Raw genomic sequence first — 15,649 nt, 5'->3', positions numbered from 1 at the left:
TCAGCCCTGTCCCGGCTGTTTCAGCGCGAACCACAGTTCCATCCGTATGTCCGGATCATCCAGGTTCGCGTTCAGTAGCGTCGCGCAGCGGGCGATGCGCTGCCGGACCGTGTTGCGGTGCACCGAGAGGGCCACCGCGGTGCGGTCCCAGCTGCCGTGCAGGGAGAGCCAGGTGCGCAGGGTCTCGGTGAGCGCGGGGGTGGTGTCGATCGGGGCGAGGAGGGCGCGGGCGTGCGCCTCGGCCTCTTCGTGGGGGACGAGGTCGGCGAGGCCGTGGCGGTTGCCGTGCCGGACCAGGGCCGCGCGGGTGGCGCGGGCGCGGGCCAGGGCGCGGGCCGCCTGGGCGTCGGCGGAGGGCCAGTCGTGCGGGGCGGCGGGAGCGCTGACGCCGAGGGTCCAGCCGGGTTGCGGGGCCGGTTCGCGGTCGGCCGGGACGAGGACCCTGACGACTCTCTCCGAGACGTCGATCAGTGTGGACCCGAGCGCGGCGCCGAGCGCGGAGACGGGCATGCCGCCGTGCGGGTCCGTGCCGGCCGGGCGCGGCCCGGTGGCCCCGGCGGGCGGTGCGTCCGGGTGGGCGTGGACGACGAGCCACCGCTCGGTCCCGAGCAGCGGCGCCACCTCCTCCGGCGCGGCTCCCAGCAGCAGCCGTACGAGCGCCGACGAACGCGCGGCGCCCGTGCCGCTCCGGTGCTCGCCGGTGAGGAGGGAGAGGAGGACCGCGGCCACCGAGGCGATGGTGTGGTCACCGGTGTCGCGCTGCGGGGAGGCCACACCGAGGACGAAGCCCTGACCGGGGGCGAGGGCGTAGGCGGCCAGATGGGTCCCGGCGACGGTGTCGGCGGCGGAGGACGGCGCAGGTCTCCCGGCCGGCTGCGGGCGGACCGCCCCGGCGGGACCGTCCGGCTGCTCGGCCGCCGCGGAACGGGACGGCGGCCGTGGCGCCGTCCCGGCGGGCCGCACGACCTGCGCCAGCTCCGCCATCGCCGCCCGCGCCTCGGGCCCCGGCTCCCGGCCCGCCGCCGCGGTCCGGCTCCCGTCGGGCCCGTAGAGCACCGACCAGCCGCCCACCCGCTGGGCCAGCTGCCGCAGCACGGACGGCACCGGGTCAGGGCGGGAGGCGGCGGCCGCCAGACTCTGCTGGGCCTCCGTCACCCGGCGCAGCTCGGCCAGGCGGGCCTGGGCCATCAGCTGCCAGACGGCGCGGGCCACGCCGGAGAAGGTGGTCTGCGGCGGCACCTCGAGGAGCGGCAGCCCCTGCGCGTCGCAGGCCGCCACCAAGGTCCGGGGCACCGTGTCGTGCACCGGGGCGAGGCCGAAGCCGAGGGCCGCGCCGCCGGCCGCCACGATCCGGGAGACGTACTCGTCGAAGTAGCCGCCCGAGCCGGCCGGCCCGGGCACGTGCACGCCCGCCGTCAGCAGCAGCTCGCCGCCGAGCAGATACGGGTAGGGGTCGGCCATCTCCGATGTGTGCGCCCAGTGGATCACGATGCCGGGGTCGGCCGGTCCGGCGATCTGGCGCAGGGCCAGGTCCTCCCGGGCCAGCAGCGCCGACAGCGGGATCGGCGGGGTGGGCGGCACCGCTGGTGAGGATGCGTCCGGCATGTGTGCGTACCCTCCATCCCCTTCCGCTTGAATGGATGAAACGTACACTTCGCAGTCGCTTTCCGGCCACCTAGGGTCGGTCCAGACCGGCAGCCGCGGGTACGGGCGGATGTCCCCGTGAGGAACTGCCGGCGCCCCCCCCCACGTATCTGCACGACACGCCACCGGAAAGTGCGCGAAGGAGACCCCGCATGGCCGTCGACTACACAGTGATCGTCGTCTATCTGGCCGGCATGCTGGCCATGGGCTGGTGGGGCATGCGCCGCGCCAAGTCCAAGAGTGACTTCCTCGTCGCGGGCCGCCGGCTCGGGCCCGCGATGTATTCCGGCACCATGGCGGCGATCGTCCTCGGCGGCGCGTCCACCATCGGTGGCGTCGGTCTCGGCTACCAGTACGGGCTCTCCGGCGCCTGGATGGTGTTCACCATCGGCCTCGGTCTGCTCGCCCTGTCCGTCTTCTTCTCCGCGCGCATCGCCCGCCTGAAGGTCTACACCGTCTCCGAGATGCTCGACCTGCGGTACGGCGGCCGGGCCGGGGTGATATCGGGCCTGGTCATGTGGGCGTACACCCTCATGCTCGCGGTCACCTCGACCATCGCCTACGCCACCATCTTTGACGTCCTCTTCGACATGAACCGGACCGTCGCGATCATCCTCGGCGGCACCATCGTCGTCGTGTACTCGACGCTCGGCGGCATGTGGTCCATCACGCTCACCGACATGGTGCAGTTCGTGGTGAAGACCATCGGCGTCCTGCTCCTGCTGCTGCCCGTCGCGGTCGTCAGGGCCGGCGGCTTCAGCGAGATGAAGGCCAAGCTGCCGACCACGTACTTCGACCCGCTGGGCATCGGCGGCGAGACGATCTTCACTTATGTCCTGATCTACACGTTCGGCATGCTGATCGGCCAGGACATCTGGCAGCGCGTGTTCACCGCGGGCAGCGACAAGACCGCCAAGTGGGGCGGCACGGTGGCCGGTACCTACTGCCTGGCCTACGCGCTCGCCGGTGCCGTCATCGGCACCGCGACCAAGGTCCTCTACCCGAACCTGGGCAGCCCCGACGACGCCTTCGCGACCATCGTCAAGCACGAACTTCCCGTGGGCGTCAGGGGGCTGGTGCTGGCCGCCGCGCTGGCCGCGGTGATGTCGACCTCTTCCGGCGCGCTCATCGCGTGCGCGACCGTCGCCAACAACGACATCTGGTCGCGGCTGCGCGGTGCCCTGCGCGGGGACGAGGGCGCGCACGACGAGGTCAAGGGCAACCGCGCCTTCATCCTGATCATGGGTGTGGGCGTCATCGGTACGGCCATCGCGATCGACAACGTGGTCGAGGCGCTCACCGTCGCGTACAACCTGCTCGTCGGCGGCCTGCTCGTGCCGATCCTCGGCGGACTGCTGTGGAAGCGCGGCACCGTGCACGGCGCCCTCGCCTCGGTGGTGGTCGGCGGTCTCGCCGTCATCGGCCTGATGGCGTCCTACGGCATCCTCGCGAACGAGCCCGTCTACTACGGACTGCTGGCGTCGCTGGCGGCGTACGTCGTGGTGTCGCTCGCGACGAAGCCGACGGACGAGGCGGTGCTGGCCACCTGGCGCGAGCGGCTCGCGGGACGCGGCGCGACGCACACGGAGGAGCCCGCGGCCGTGGGCGTCTAGCCCCGTTGCTTCGGCCCGGCAGCCCAGCCGCTGCCGGGCCGTGCGGGCCCCGCCATGGGGTCCGCGACACTGGAAGAATCACGCAAGACCCGGAGGAGTCCGACGATGAGCAGCACCGAGAACACCGCAGGCGCGAGCCGGCCCCGCGGCCCCGTCGACTCGTCCCGCATCCCGCGGTACGCGGGTCCGGCGACCTTCGCCCGGCTGCCCCGCCTCGACGAGGTCGGCACCGCCGACGTCGCGGTGGTCGGCGTGCCGTTCGACTCGGGCGTCTCCTACCGTCCCGGCGCCCGCTTCGGCGGCAACGCGATCCGTGAGGCGTCCCGCCTGCTGCGCCCGTACAACCCGGCACAGGACGCCTCCCCCTTCGCGCTGGCCCAGGTCGCGGACGGCGGCGACATCGCGGTGAACCCCTTCAACATCAACGAGGCGGTGGAGACCATCGAGGCCGCCGCCGACGAGCTGCTCGGCACGGGCGCCCGCCTGATGACGCTCGGCGGCGACCACACCATCGCGCTGCCCCTGCTGCGCTCGGTCGCGAAGAAGCACGGCCCCGTGGCACTGCTGCACTTCGACGCCCACCTCGACACCTGGGACACGTACTTCGGCGCCGAGTACACGCACGGCACCCCGTTCCGCCGCGCCGTCGAGGAGGGGATCCTCGACACCTCCGCGCTCTCCCACGTCGGCACCCGCGGCCCGCTGTACGGCAAGCAGGACCTCACCGACGACGAGAAGATGGGCTTCGGCATCGTCACCTCCGCCGACATCTACCGGCGCGGCGCGGACGAGGTCGCCGACCAGCTCCGCCGGCGCATCGGCGACCGCCCGCTGTACATCTCCATCGACATCGACTGCCTCGACCCGGCGCACGCCCCCGGGACCGGCACGCCCGAGGCCGGCGGCATGACCTCGCGTGAGCTCCTGGAGATCCTGCGCGGCCTCGCCTCCTGCAACCTCGTCTCGGCGGACGTCGTCGAGGTGGCGCCCGCGTACGACCACGCGGAGATCACGTCGGTGGCCGCGTCGCACACCGCGTACGAACTCACGACCATCATGACCCGCCAGATCGCGGCCGCCCGCGCCGGTGAGGAGACCGAGACCAAGTGACCCACGACCACGACCTGGTCCTCCGTCCGACGGCGGCGCAGACCGAGGCCGCGCTGAACCCTCCCCCCGGCCGCAACGGCGGGGACCTGGTCGTGGAGACGCTGGCCGGGCTGGGCGCGACGACGGTCTTCGGACTGCCCGGCCAGCACGCGCTCGGCATGTTCGACGCGTTGCGCCGCTCCGATCTGCGGTACGTCGGACTGCGGGTGGAGAACAACGCGGGCTTCGCGGCCGACGCGTACGGCCGGATCATGGGCGAGGCGGCACCGCTGCTCCTGTCCACCGGCCCCGGCGCGCTGACCTCGCTGGCCGCGCTCCAGGAGGCGGCGGCCGCCTCGGCCCCGGTCCTCGCGATCAGCAGCCAGATCCCGACCGCGGGCCTGGGCGGTGGCCGCCACGGCTACCTCCACGAACTTCCCGACCAGGCGGCCTCGTTCCGTGGCGTGGTCAAGTCCGTCCACACCGTCCGCACCCAGTCCCAGATCCCGTCGGCGATCGCGGAGGCGTGGACGTCGGCGCTGACGGCCCCGCACGGGCCGGTGTGGGTGGAGATCCCGCAGGACGTGCTGCTGGGGGAGACGGGCCTGCCGGTGGTGACGGCGATGGACGCGACCCCCAAGGAACTGGTGCCGCGCCCTGAACTGACCGCGGTTGCCGCCGAGTTGCTCTCCAAGGCCGCCCGTCCGGCGATCATCGCGGGCGGAGGGGTGGTCCGAGCGGACGCCTCCGGGAAGCTCCTGGCGCTCGCGGAGCGGCTCCAGGCCCCGGTGGTGACCACCTTCGGCGGCAAGGGTGCCTTCCCCTGGGAGCACCCCCTCTCCCTCCGGTCCTGGCTGGAGGACCGCCACACCACGGATTTCCTCGAGGACGCGGACGTCCTGCTGGTGGTCGGCTCCGGACTCGGCGAACTGTCCTCGAACTACTACACGTTCAAGCCGCGCGGCCGGGTGATCCAGATCGAGGCGGACCTCGGCAAGCTGGAGTCCAACCAGCCGGCCCTGGGCATCCACGCGGACGCACGCCTGGCGTTGCAGGCCCTGCTGGAAACGGTGTCCGTACGGGAGGACGCGGCGGCCCCCGAGCGCGTACAGGCACTGCTGGCGCGGGTCGCCGAGCGGATCGCGTCCCAGGAACTGACCCTGGAGCAGCAGGTGCTGGCGTCGGTGCGCCGTGCCCTGCCCTCCGGCTCCCCGTCCTTCTGGGACATGACGATCCTCGCGTACTGGGCGTGGTCGGCCTTCGACCCGCGAGGCGCCAACACCATGCACTCGGCGCAGGGCGCCGGCGGTCTCGGCTACGGCTTCCCGGCGGCGCTGGGCGCGGCCGTAGCGGACCCGACGCGCCCGGTCCTCGCGGTCTCGGGCGACGGGGGAGCCCTCTACTCCATCGCCGAGCTGGCGACGGCACGGCAGTACGACCTGAACGTGACGTGGCTGATCGTGGACGACGGCGGCTACGGCATCCTGCGCGAGTACATGACGGACGCCTTCGGTGAGGCCACGGGGACGGAGCTGACCCGCCCCGACTATGTGGCGCTGGCCGAGTCCTTCGGTGTCCCGGGGGTCCGCACCACCCCGGAGTCCCTTCAGGACGACCTCACGAAGGCCCTTGCCCAGCCGGGCCCCTCGGTGGTCGTCCTCCCGGCGGTCCTGCGGATGTTCGCCCCGACGCACCTGGAGTGACGCGGCCCGACCAGAACCTGATCGCCGGAGACGGACTCAAGGGGCCGGACCGCCGGAGAGGGACTCAAGGGCCCGGACGGGATCACCGGAACCAGAAGAAGATCGTGTCGTTCGTCTGGCCGAGGCTCCGGGCGCTCTCCCACTCCTCGGCCTCGACACGCAGCACCTCGGCGAACCTGCGGACCGTCCCCTGGTGGTCGGGATCCAGCCGGTCCAGCACCGTCTCGTACGCGTCGCAGAGCGCGGCGGCACGCGGGGCCGGCAGGACGCCGATCTGCGGAACGATGTCGCCGGGGTGCGGCAGCCCTACCGGCGGCCCGCTGAACAGGAACGTGCCCGGCCGCAGATCCGACGGCACGCCGTGCCGGGCCAGTTCGTCGTCCACGGAGCGGAACCAGGACATCCGCCGCCACGACCCGAGGTCCACGGTGTCGGAGAAGTGGCACGCCACCACCTCGTGGAAGGCGTACGTGTACGCGGGGCTCACGTCCACGCTGGGTGCGCCCTCCAGCAGTTCTTCGAGTGCCTGGCCGACGGAGACCCCGAGATCGATGCCCTGGTCGTGGAACCGGGCGTCGGTCTTCGCGCACCTCTCACGCACGATCCCGAGCAGCCGCTCCTGCTGCGGCGTCGGCTCCACCGCGGTGAGCAGCCGCATGACGCTGCGCATGTCGCCGGTGCTCATCTCCAGGCAATAGCTCACTGTTTCCTCTTCCTCCCCATGCTCCGGACGCGTCCGCCCATGATCGCAACAGCCCCCGGCAGGACGGGGGTCAGGGTCGCGCCGCCGGGCGGCGTCCCCGCCGGCGGAGGGAGCCGCGGGCGGGGAGCGGGGAAAGGGCCGGCCTCCGTACAACCATTCACCCGTGTCCGTGCGTCATGAGTTCGGACGTGCCGGGGCACGTCCGATTCCACCAAGAAGATGGGGACTCCATGACTCACCGGATGTCCCGGCGCGCCCGTGTGCTCTGTGCGAGCCTCGGTGCCGGGGTGCTCATACCGCTCGTGGCGAGCGCCGCGCCGGCCGCTGCCGCCACGCCGACGGTCGCCTGTACGTCGGGCAAGGCGGGCCTGGCCGCCAAACTGCAGAAGGACATCACCGCAGCGCTCGCGGGCCGCAAGGGGACCGTCGCGGTCGGGCTCTACGACCGTTCCACCAACACCACCTGCTCGCTGCGCGCCACCAGTGCCTACGACTCGGCCAGTGTCGTCAAGGTCACTGTGCTCGCCACGCTGCTGTGGGACGCCAAGAAGCACAACCGCTATCTGACCTCTCGTGAGGTCAGCCTCACCACGGCGATGATCACCAAGTCGGACAACAACGCCACCAGCGCGCTGTGGAAGCAGCTCGGCCTGACGAAGATCAAGGGCTTCCTCACGGCTGCCGGCATGACCCAGACCAAGCCGGGCGCGAACGGCTACTGGGGCCTGACCCAGATCACCGTGCAGGACGAGCAGAAGCTGCTCAAGCTCGTCACCGCCAAGAACGCCGTGCTGAGCGACAACTCCCGCGCGTACATCCTGAAGCTGATGGGGAAGGTCATCTCCTCGCAGCGCTGGGGTACTCCGGCGGGTGCCCCGTCCGGCGTCTCCGTGCACGTCAAGAACGGCTGGCTGCAGCGCGCCACGCACGGCTGGCGGATCCACAGCGTCGGCACGTTCAACGGGCGCGGCCACGACTACATGATCACCGTGCTCACCCAGGACAACAGCACCATGAGCTACGGCGTCACCACCATCCAGAACGTGGCCAAGGCCATCCACAAGGATCTGGTGCCGACGACCACCGCCAAGACCGCGTACGTGCCCACGAGCACGCCGCAGGAGGTCATGCCCGCGGTTCCCGCGAGCTGACGTCCGACTCCCGTCGATTCACGGCGAGTCCATGCACGCTCCACCGGCTCGCCCTACGGTGGCGCCATGCGCCTGCGAATGCTTCTCGCCACCGTCACCACCACCCTGGCGGCGGCCGCATGGCCGGCCGCCGCCGGGCCTGCCGCCGTAACGTCCGCCGCGACCGGCACGGCCGCGCACGCCTGCTCCTCCACCGTCGACATCAAGGGCTTCTCCGACGCCCTGGACAAGACGACGTACGAGGGTACGTTCGTCGGCAACTTCTCCGCGCTCTCCATCGACAGCGACGGCCGGATCGCCGCGCTCTCCGACCGCTCCTCGCTGTTCACTCTGGACCGCAAGACCTTCGCGCCCACGAGCGTGGTGAACCTCGCCGGCGAGAACGGCGCCGCGCTCGACTCCGAGGGGCTCGTCGTGGACCGCGACGGCACCCGTCTCGTCACCTCCGAGACCGAGCCGTCCGTACGCCGCTACTCCCGCGACGGCAAGATCCTCGACCGTCTGCCGGTGCCGGACTCCCTCCGGGTCGTCCCGGCCGGGCGCGCCACCTCGAACCAGACCTTCGAGGGCCTGACCCTGCTGCCCGGCGGGCACCGGCTGCTCGCCGGCATGGAGGGCTCGCTGAGCGGCGACACGGCCGGCATCGTGCGCTTCCAGACCTGGACGCGGCACGGGCGGCACTTCGCGCTCGCGGCCCAATACGGCTACCGCGCGGATGCGGGTCTCGGCGTCTCCGAGACCACGGCGACCCCCGATGGGCGTCTGCTGGTCCTGGAGCGCGGGTTCACCGCCGGGTACGGCAACACAGTCCGCCTCTACCTGGCCGACCTGCGCCACGCCACCGACACGAGCGGCATCGAGAACCTCACGGGCCGGACCGGCGTACGCCTGGTCAAGAAGACGCTCCTGGCCGACATCGTGAACTGCCCGTCACCGGGAGCGACGGCCAAGCAGCCGCAGCCGAACCCGCTCCTCGACAACATCGAGGGCATGACGATCACGGGCGCCTCGCACGGCCGGCTGAACGTCCTCCTGGTCAGCGACGACAACCAGAACGCGGCACAGATCACCCGTCTGTACTCCCTGCGCGTCCGTCTCCCGCACCCCACGGCGTCCTAGGTCCGCGGCACCGCCCTCCCTGGGACCTTGGTCTCGGAATTGTTGCGGAGGGATGAAATCCGCTTCTGTTCGCGTTGGTGCCTTCCGGAAGATCAGGTCTCGAGGAGGGCACCGGCGTGACAGCGCACCAGGGGGAAACGCGAGGTTGGGCGTGGAGGCTCGCCGGCTACGCCTGGCGTCATCCGGCGGATGTCGTCCTCGCGCTGGGGTCCTCCCTCGGCGGCATGGCCGTCATGGCGCTCGTCCCGCTGGTCACCAAGGTGATCATCGACGACGTGGTCGGCAAGCACACCCGGTCCATGGCGCCCTGGGCCGGCGCCCTCATCGGCGCGGCCGTCCTGGTCTACGTCTTCACCTACATCCGCCGCTACTACGGCGGACGGCTCGCCCTCGACGTCCAGCACGACCTGCGGACGGAGATGTACACGACGATCACCCGACTGGACGGACGGCGTCAGGACGAGCTGTCCACCGGCCAGGTCGTCGGCCGCGCCACCAGCGACCTCCAGCTGATCCAGGGACTGCTGTTCATGCTCCCGATGACGATCGGGAACCTCCTCCTCTTCCTGATCTCCCTGGTGATCATGGCGTGGCTGTCACTGCCGCTGACGCTCGTGGCGCTGGCCGTCGCGCCCGCCCTGTGGTTCATCGCCAAGCGCAGCCGCACCCGGCTGCACCCGGCCACCTGGTACGCCCAGGCCCAGGCCGCGGCCGTGGCGGGCGTGGTCGACGGCGCCGTCAGCGGCGTACGCGTGGTGAAGGGCTTCGGACAGGAGGACCAGGAGACCGGGAAGCTGAGGGAAGTCGGACGCCGGCTCTTCGCGGGGCGGCTGCGCACCATCCGGCTGAACGCGAAGTACACCCCCGCCCTGCAGGCGGTGCCCGCCCTCGGCCAGGTCGCCATGCTCGCCCTCGGCGGCTGGCTCGCGGTGCACGGCCACATCACACTGGGCACGTTCGTCGCCTTCTCCTCCTACCTCGCCCAGCTCGTCGGCCCGGTGCGCATGCTCGCGGTCGTCCTCACCGTCGGCCAGCAGGCCCGTGCGGGCGCCGAGCGGGTGCTGGAACTGATCGACACCGAGCCCTCGCTCAAGGAAGGCACCAAGGAACTGCCCGCCGACGCTCCGGCGACCGTCGAGTTCGACGACGTCTCCTTCGCCTACCGCGACGGGCGGCCGGTCCTCGACGGCCTCTCCTTCGAGATCCGCCCCGGTGAGACCCTCGCCGTCGTCGGCTCCTCCGGCTCGGGCAAGTCGACGGTCTCGCTGCTGCTGCCGCGCTTCTACGACGTCACGCACGGCGCCGTCCTCGTCGGCGGCCACGATGTGCGCGAGCTGACCCTCGGGTCGCTGCGCTCCGCCATCGGCCTCGTCCCCGAGGACTCCTTCCTCTTCTCCGACACGGTCCGCAACAACATCGCCTACGGCCGCCCCGACGCCACCGAGGAACAGATCCGGCAGGCCGCGCGTGCCGCGCAGGCCGACCGCTTCATCACCGAGCTGCCCGAGGGGTACGACACCACGGTCGGCGAGCACGGACTGACCCTCTCCGGCGGTCAGCGCCAGCGCGTCGCGCTGGCCCGTGCCATCCTCACCGACCCGCGGCTGCTGGTCCTGGACGACGCGACCTCCGCGGTGGACGCCCGTGTCGAGCACGAGATCCACGAGGCGCTGAAGCAGGTCATGCAGGGCCGGACGACCCTGCTGATCGCCCACCGGCGCTCGACCCTCAACCTCGCCGACCGCATCGCCGTCCTCGACGGCGGCCGGCTCGCCGACATCGGCACGCACGAGGAACTCCAGGAGCGGTCCGCCCTCTACCGCCGGCTGCTGACCGATCCCGACGAGCTGGGTGGCGTCTCCCCGGGCCATGTGCCGCTCGTCTCCCCGCAGGAGGACACCACGGTCCGGGAGGAGCTGGACGCCGAGTTCGACGCCGAGCGCGGGGTCACGCCGCACCTGTGGACCGGTGACCGTGAGCCCAAGGACCTCGCGCTGACCGGCACCCCCGCCACTCCCGAGCTCCTCGCCCAGGTGGAGAAGCTGCCGCCTGCCGACGACACCCCGGAGATCGACGAGGCAAGCGCGGTCCGGCCCGAGGAGTCGTACGGACTGACCCGGCTGCTGCGCGGCTTCGGCCTGGTCCTCCTCGCCAGCCTCGGCCTGGTCGCCGTCGACGCGGGCATGGGCCTGCTGCTGCCCATCCTGATCCGGCACGGCATCGACCAGGGCGTCTCCCGGATGGCCGTCGGCGCGGTCTGGGCCGCGTCCCTGCTCGCGCTGCTCGCCGTCCTGTTGCAGTGGGCGGCGCAGATCGGTGAGACGCGGATGACCGGACGCACCGGTGAACGCGTGCTCTACGCACTCCGGCTGAAGATCTTCGCCCAGCTCCAGCGGCTCGGACTCGACTACTACGAGCGGGAGCTGGCGGGCCGGATCATGACCCGGATGACGACCGACGTGGACGCGCTGTCGACGTTCCTGCAGACGGGCCTCGTCACCGCCTTCGTCTCCGTCGTCACCTTCTTCGGCATCATGGTCGCGCTGCTGGTGATCGACGTACAGCTCGCGCTCGTCGTCTTCGCCACACTGCCGCCGCTGATCGTGGCCACCGTCTTCTTCCGCCGGGCGAGCGTGAAGGCGTACGAGCTGGCCCGCGAGCGGGTGTCGACGGTCAACGCGGATCTCCAGGAGTCGGTGTCCGGGCTGCGGATCCTGCAGGCGTTCAGGCGCGAGGAGGACGGCGGGCGGCGGTACTCGGAGGGCAGCTACAGCTACCGCCAGGCGCGCATCCGCGGCCAGTGGCTGATCTCGGTGTACTTCCCCTTCGTGCAGCTGCTGTCCTCGGTGGCCGCGGCCTCCGTCCTGATCGTGGGCGGGCACCGGGTTGACGCGGGGACACTGACGACCGGCGCGCTGGTCGCGTATCTCCTCTACATCGACCTGTTCTTCGCGCCGGTGCAGCAGCTGTCCCAGGTCTTCGACGGCTACCAGCAGGCCTCGGTCTCGCTCGGCCGTATCCAGGAACTGCTGCGGGAGCCGACCACGACGAAGGCCGCCGAGAAGCCGCTCGAGGTGCCGTCGCTGCGCGGCGACATCGCCTTCGAGGGCGTCGACTTCGCCTACGGCGACGACGAGGAGGCGCTCAGCGGTGTCGACCTGAGGATCCCCGCCGGGCAGACCGTGGCCTTCGTCGGCGAAACGGGTGCGGGCAAGTCGACCCTGGTGAAGCTCGTCGCCCGCTTCTACGACCCGACGCGCGGCCGGGTGCTCGTCGACGGCACCGATCTGCGCTCCCTCGACCTCTCCTCCTACCGGCACCGGCTCGGCGTCGTCCCGCAGGAGGCGTACCTGTTCGCGGGGACCGTCCGGGACGCCATCGCCTACGGACGTCCGGACGCGACCGACGCCGAGGTGGAGGCGGCGGCGCGGGCCGTCGGCGCGCACGACATGATCGCCACCCTGGAGGGCGGCTATCTGCACGAGGTCGCCGAACGCGGCCGCAACCTGTCCGCCGGACAGCGGCAGTTGATCGCGCTGGCCCGCGCGGAACTGGTCGACCCCGACGTCCTGCTGCTCGACGAGGCGACCGCCGCGCTCGACCTGGCCACCGAGGCGCAGGTCAACCAGGCGACGGACCGTCTCGCCGGCCGCCGTACGACGCTTGTGGTCGCCCACCGGCTGACCACGGCCGCCCGCGCCGACCGCGTGGTCGTGATGGACCACGGGCGGGTCACTGAGGACGGCACCCACGAGGAACTGCTGGCGATCGGCGGTCGGTACGCGCAGCTGTGGCAGACGTTCATCGGCGAGCCCGAGCAGGAGGAGCCGGTGGGCTCCACGGCATGACGCCGGTGCTCCCGTCGTCCGGCCGGCCGGACGACGGGAGTGCGGTGATTTCGTCCGGAACCCGCAAGAACCGCCGCCCGGGAGCACCGTCGCGACGCAACCATCCGACACACGTCCTGCGTCCGTACACCAGTACGCTGATCGTCACGGGGAGGACAACAGTGGACAGTGGTGCGATACGCCGCCGCCTGGCGCTCGGTCTGGCCGTGCTGACGGCCTCCGGTCTGCTCGCGGTGGCGAGCCCGGGGAACGCGCAGGCGGCCGACTTCTGTTCCGGGCGCAAGGTCCGCACGCTCCCGTTCTCCACCGGTTCGGTGTGGATCTACAAGCGCGACGGCTATGTGTGCGTGATGACCGTGGCGAAGAACGTGTCCGGCCTCAGGCCGATGGCGGTCAGTGTGCAGGCGCGTGGCAGCCGCCCCGCGGCGGACATCGGCCGGTACCGGCACCACGCGGGTCCCGTGACCGTGCACGCCGGACACCGGTGCGTGTGGGTGCGCGGTTCGGTGGGCTCGGGTTCGGTCAGCTCGGGCTGGATCCTGTGCTGACGCACGGCTGAAGTCGGCGGGGCCTTCTTGGCCAATTCACAGGTTTCCCCAACCTCCCCTGGTGCCAGGGCGGTTGCTCCGCTAGGTTCCGGCGAACATCCGCGTTGAAGGGGAGGGTGCATGCGCAAAGCGCTCAGATGGCTGCTGGCGCTCGTAGTGCTCATAGGCACGCTGAGTACGGCGACGGCGGCCACCGCTGCCGCAGCCGACACGGACATCAAGGACCGGCTGCTCGCCATACCCGGCATGAGCCTGATCGAGGAGAAGCCGTACGCCGGGTACCGCTTCTTCGTCCTGAACTACACCCAGCCGGTCGACCACCGGCACCCGTCCAAGGGCACGTTCCAGCAGCGGATCACCGTGCTGCACAAGGACGTCTCCCGGCCGACGGTCTTCTACACCGGCGGCTACAACGTCTCCACGACCCCGGGCCGCCGTGAGCCGACCCAGATCGTGGACGGCAACCAGGTCTCCATGGAGTACCGCTATTTCACCCCCTCCCGTCCGCAGCCCGCGGACTGGTCGAAGCTCGACATCTGGCAGGCGGCGAGCGACCAGCACCGCATCTTCGAGGCGCTCAAGCCGATCTACAGCAAGAACTGGATCGCCACGGGCGGTTCCAAGGGCGGTATGACGGCGACGTACTTCGAGCGCTTCTACCCCCGGGACATGGACGGCGTCGTCGCGTACGTCGCGCCGAACGACGTCGTGAACAACGAGGACTCCGCCTACGACCGCTTCTTCACGAGCGTGGGCCCGAAGGAGTGCCGGGACCGGCTGAACGCCGTGCAGCGCGAGGCGCTGGTGCGCCGGGAGCCGCTGGAGAAGAAGTACGCGCAGTACGCGGCGGACAACGGCTACACCTTCAACACCATCGGCAGCCTCGACCGGGCCTACGAGGCCGTCGTCCTCGACTACGTGTGGGGCTTTTGGCAGTACAGCCTGCTGAAGGACTGCGACACGATCCCGGCGGACGCGAAGAACGCCACGGACGACGAGATCTGGAACTCCGTGGACACGATCTCCGGCTTCTCCTTCTACACGGACCAGGGGCTCGAGCCGTACACGCCGTACTACTACCAGGCGGGTACTCAGTTGGGCGCGCCCACGATCCACTTCCCGTACATCGAGAAGAAGTACGTCCGCTACGGCTACCAGCCGCCCCGGAACTTCGTGCCCCGCTCCATCCCGATGAAGTTCCAGCCGTCGGCGATGCGGGACGTGGACACCTGGGTCAGGCACCACGCGCACCACATGCTCTTCGTCTACGGCCAGAACGACCCGTGGGGTGCCGAGCGCTTCCGGCTCGGCTCGGGCGCCCGTGATGCGTACGTCTTCACCGCCCCCGGCCTGAACCACGGTGCGAACGTGGCCGGCCTGGTCTCCGACCAGAAGACCCTGGCCACCGCCCGCATCCTGGACTGGGCGGGTGTCGCCTCGACGGCGGTGCAGCGGAACCCGTCGGCGGCGAAGCCACTCGCCGCGTACGACGCGAAGCTGGACCGCCGGGACGTGGAACGCGAGCCGGGGCTCCGGCCGTAAGTCCCGCGCTGCGCCCGGCCGGTGCTCACACCGGCCGGGCGCAGCCCACCGGCTTGTCGCCGCCGAGCTGGACGTAGAGCGCCGTCGACGCCGGGCACTGGGAGCGCTGCGCGACGGCCGACGTCACCTTGTACTCGGGTGCGTGGGCGCCCCCGCCGTCGCAGGCCGTCTCCCGGACCTCGCCGCCGCCTGCCCCGTACACGCAGTCACCCACGATGGTGAGCGGTCCGCCGCCGCCGCCGGGGTCCCCCGGGTGCGGCGGCTCCAGGTTCCGCATGCACGCGTACCCCTGCGGCACCGCCTCGCCCGTGTCCGGCGCCGGCGTGGACTTGCTGATGTTCAGGACGAAGTCCGTGGTCGCCGCGCAGGGAGGCCCCTGTTCCATGGGGCCGTCGTACCGCGCGATCACCCGGGCCGCCGCCCGTTCGCTCGTGCACGGAACCTCCGTGAAGCTCGTCGTCCCGAAGGAACTGCACTCGTCCACCGCGAGGAACTCGGCCCCGTATCCGGACGGCTGCGCCGACCTTCCGCCCTGGCCCGGCCATTTCCCGTCCGTCTTCGAGGACGTCTGGCATCCGGAGAGCCCCGCCACCGTCAGCGCAGCGGTCATCAGCGCACCCGCCCACGCCTGTCCTTTTCGCATCGCAAACATCCGGTCCAGCGTGACCCGCGATCACGAGACACGCCAG

The 15,649-nt window shown here is 71.2% G+C and carries 11 protein-coding genes; 8 read left to right on the top strand and 3 right to left on the bottom strand.

The annotated features are described in order from the left end of the window. Positions 1-1,605: a PucR family transcriptional regulator ligand-binding domain-containing protein gene (locus ABZ904_RS06955; RefSeq protein WP_361821629.1), complete on the bottom strand. Its 1,605-nt coding sequence runs from the start codon at positions 1,603-1,605 to the stop codon at positions 1-3. 191 nt (positions 1,606-1,796) lie between these two features. Here ABZ904_RS06955 and ABZ904_RS06950 point away from each other — a divergent pair, with 191 nt between their 5' ends. From ABZ904_RS06950 to ABZ904_RS06940, 3 genes are all read left to right on the top strand, one after another. Next, a complete protein-coding gene (locus ABZ904_RS06950; RefSeq protein ID WP_361821626.1) occupies positions 1,797-3,257 on the top strand; it encodes a sodium:solute symporter in 1,461 nt (486 codons plus the stop codon). 105 nt (positions 3,258-3,362) lie between these two features. Next, on the top strand, positions 3,363-4,367 hold the full coding sequence (gene speB / locus ABZ904_RS06945; protein WP_359391504.1) for an agmatinase: 1,005 nt from the start codon (positions 3,363-3,365) through the stop codon (positions 4,365-4,367). Further along, positions 4,364-6,049 carry a thiamine pyrophosphate-binding protein gene (locus tag ABZ904_RS06940; protein WP_361821623.1) on the top strand — a complete coding sequence of 562 codons (1,686 nt, stop codon included), beginning with the start codon at positions 4,364-4,366 and terminating at the stop codon, positions 6,047-6,049. Before speB ends, ABZ904_RS06940 begins: the two co-directional genes overlap by 4 nt. A gap of 82 nt (positions 6,050-6,131) precedes the next feature. Here the strand turns inward: ABZ904_RS06940 and ABZ904_RS06935 are convergent, their stop codons facing one another. After that, a complete protein-coding gene (locus ABZ904_RS06935; protein WP_361821620.1) occupies positions 6,132-6,734 on the bottom strand; it encodes a hypothetical protein in 603 nt (200 codons plus the stop codon). 248 nt (positions 6,735-6,982) lie between these two features. Here ABZ904_RS06935 and ABZ904_RS06930 point away from each other — a divergent pair, with 248 nt between their 5' ends. From ABZ904_RS06930 to ABZ904_RS06910, 5 genes are all read left to right on the top strand, one after another. Beyond that, positions 6,983-7,903 carry a serine hydrolase gene (locus ABZ904_RS06930; RefSeq protein WP_360991696.1) on the top strand — a complete coding sequence of 307 codons (921 nt, stop codon included), beginning with the start codon at positions 6,983-6,985 and terminating at the stop codon, positions 7,901-7,903. A 66-nt stretch (positions 7,904-7,969) separates the two neighbouring features. Then, positions 7,970-9,022 (top strand): esterase-like activity of phytase family protein, encoded by a 1,053-nt coding sequence (locus ABZ904_RS06925; protein ID WP_361821617.1) that lies wholly within the window; start codon positions 7,970-7,972, stop codon positions 9,020-9,022. Positions 9,023-9,138: 116 nt separating this feature from the next. Continuing rightward, the gene (locus tag ABZ904_RS06920; RefSeq protein ID WP_360991703.1) at positions 9,139-12,870 is read left to right on the top strand and encodes an ABC transporter ATP-binding protein; all 3,732 of its coding nucleotides are present in this window, start codon (positions 9,139-9,141) and stop codon (positions 12,868-12,870) included. 161 nt (positions 12,871-13,031) lie between these two features. Further along, positions 13,032-13,418: a hypothetical protein gene (locus ABZ904_RS06915; protein WP_359391620.1), complete on the top strand. Its 387-nt coding sequence runs from the start codon at positions 13,032-13,034 to the stop codon at positions 13,416-13,418. A 120-nt stretch (positions 13,419-13,538) separates the two neighbouring features. Beyond that, on the top strand, positions 13,539-14,960 hold the full coding sequence (locus ABZ904_RS06910) for a S28 family serine protease (RefSeq protein WP_359391498.1): 1,422 nt from the start codon (positions 13,539-13,541) through the stop codon (positions 14,958-14,960). A 25-nt stretch (positions 14,961-14,985) separates the two neighbouring features. Here ABZ904_RS06910 and ABZ904_RS06905 read toward each other — a convergent pair whose 3' ends face one another. After that, positions 14,986-15,603 carry a hypothetical protein gene (locus ABZ904_RS06905; RefSeq protein ID WP_361821857.1) on the bottom strand — a complete coding sequence of 206 codons (618 nt, stop codon included), beginning with the start codon at positions 15,601-15,603 and terminating at the stop codon, positions 14,986-14,988. Between the last annotated feature and the right edge of the window lie 46 nt (positions 15,604-15,649).

Origin of the sequence: Streptomyces sp. NPDC046900, assembly GCF_040644975.1 — a bacterium.
Taxonomy (GTDB): domain Bacteria; phylum Actinomycetota; class Actinomycetes; order Streptomycetales; family Streptomycetaceae; genus Streptomyces.
This window is presented reverse-complemented; position numbering and strand designations above follow the sequence as displayed.

What these genes read in the sequence shown, in the direction of transcription:
- ABZ904_RS06925 (WP_361821617.1), top strand. Translation starts at nt 7,970, where the DNA reads ATGCGCCTGCGAATGCTTCTCGCCACCGTCACCACCACCCTGGCGGCG.
- ABZ904_RS06910 (WP_359391498.1), top strand. Translation starts at nt 13,539, where the DNA reads ATGCGCAAAGCGCTCAGATGGCTGCTGGCGCTCGTAGTGCTCATAGGC.
- ABZ904_RS06930 (WP_360991696.1), top strand. Translation starts at nt 6,983, where the DNA reads ATGACTCACCGGATGTCCCGGCGCGCCCGTGTGCTCTGTGCGAGCCTC.
- ABZ904_RS06905 (WP_361821857.1), bottom strand. Translation starts at nt 15,603, where the DNA reads ATGCGAAAAGGACAGGCGTGGGCGGGTGCGCTGATGACCGCTGCGCTG.
- ABZ904_RS06955 (WP_361821629.1), bottom strand. Translation starts at nt 1,605, where the DNA reads ATGCCGGACGCATCCTCACCAGCGGTGCCGCCCACCCCGCCGATCCCG.
- speB (WP_359391504.1), top strand. Translation starts at nt 3,363, where the DNA reads ATGAGCAGCACCGAGAACACCGCAGGCGCGAGCCGGCCCCGCGGCCCC.
- ABZ904_RS06935 (WP_361821620.1), bottom strand. Translation starts at nt 6,734, where the DNA reads ATGAGCACCGGCGACATGCGCAGCGTCATGCGGCTGCTCACCGCGGTG.
- ABZ904_RS06950 (WP_361821626.1), top strand. Translation starts at nt 1,797, where the DNA reads ATGGCCGTCGACTACACAGTGATCGTCGTCTATCTGGCCGGCATGCTG.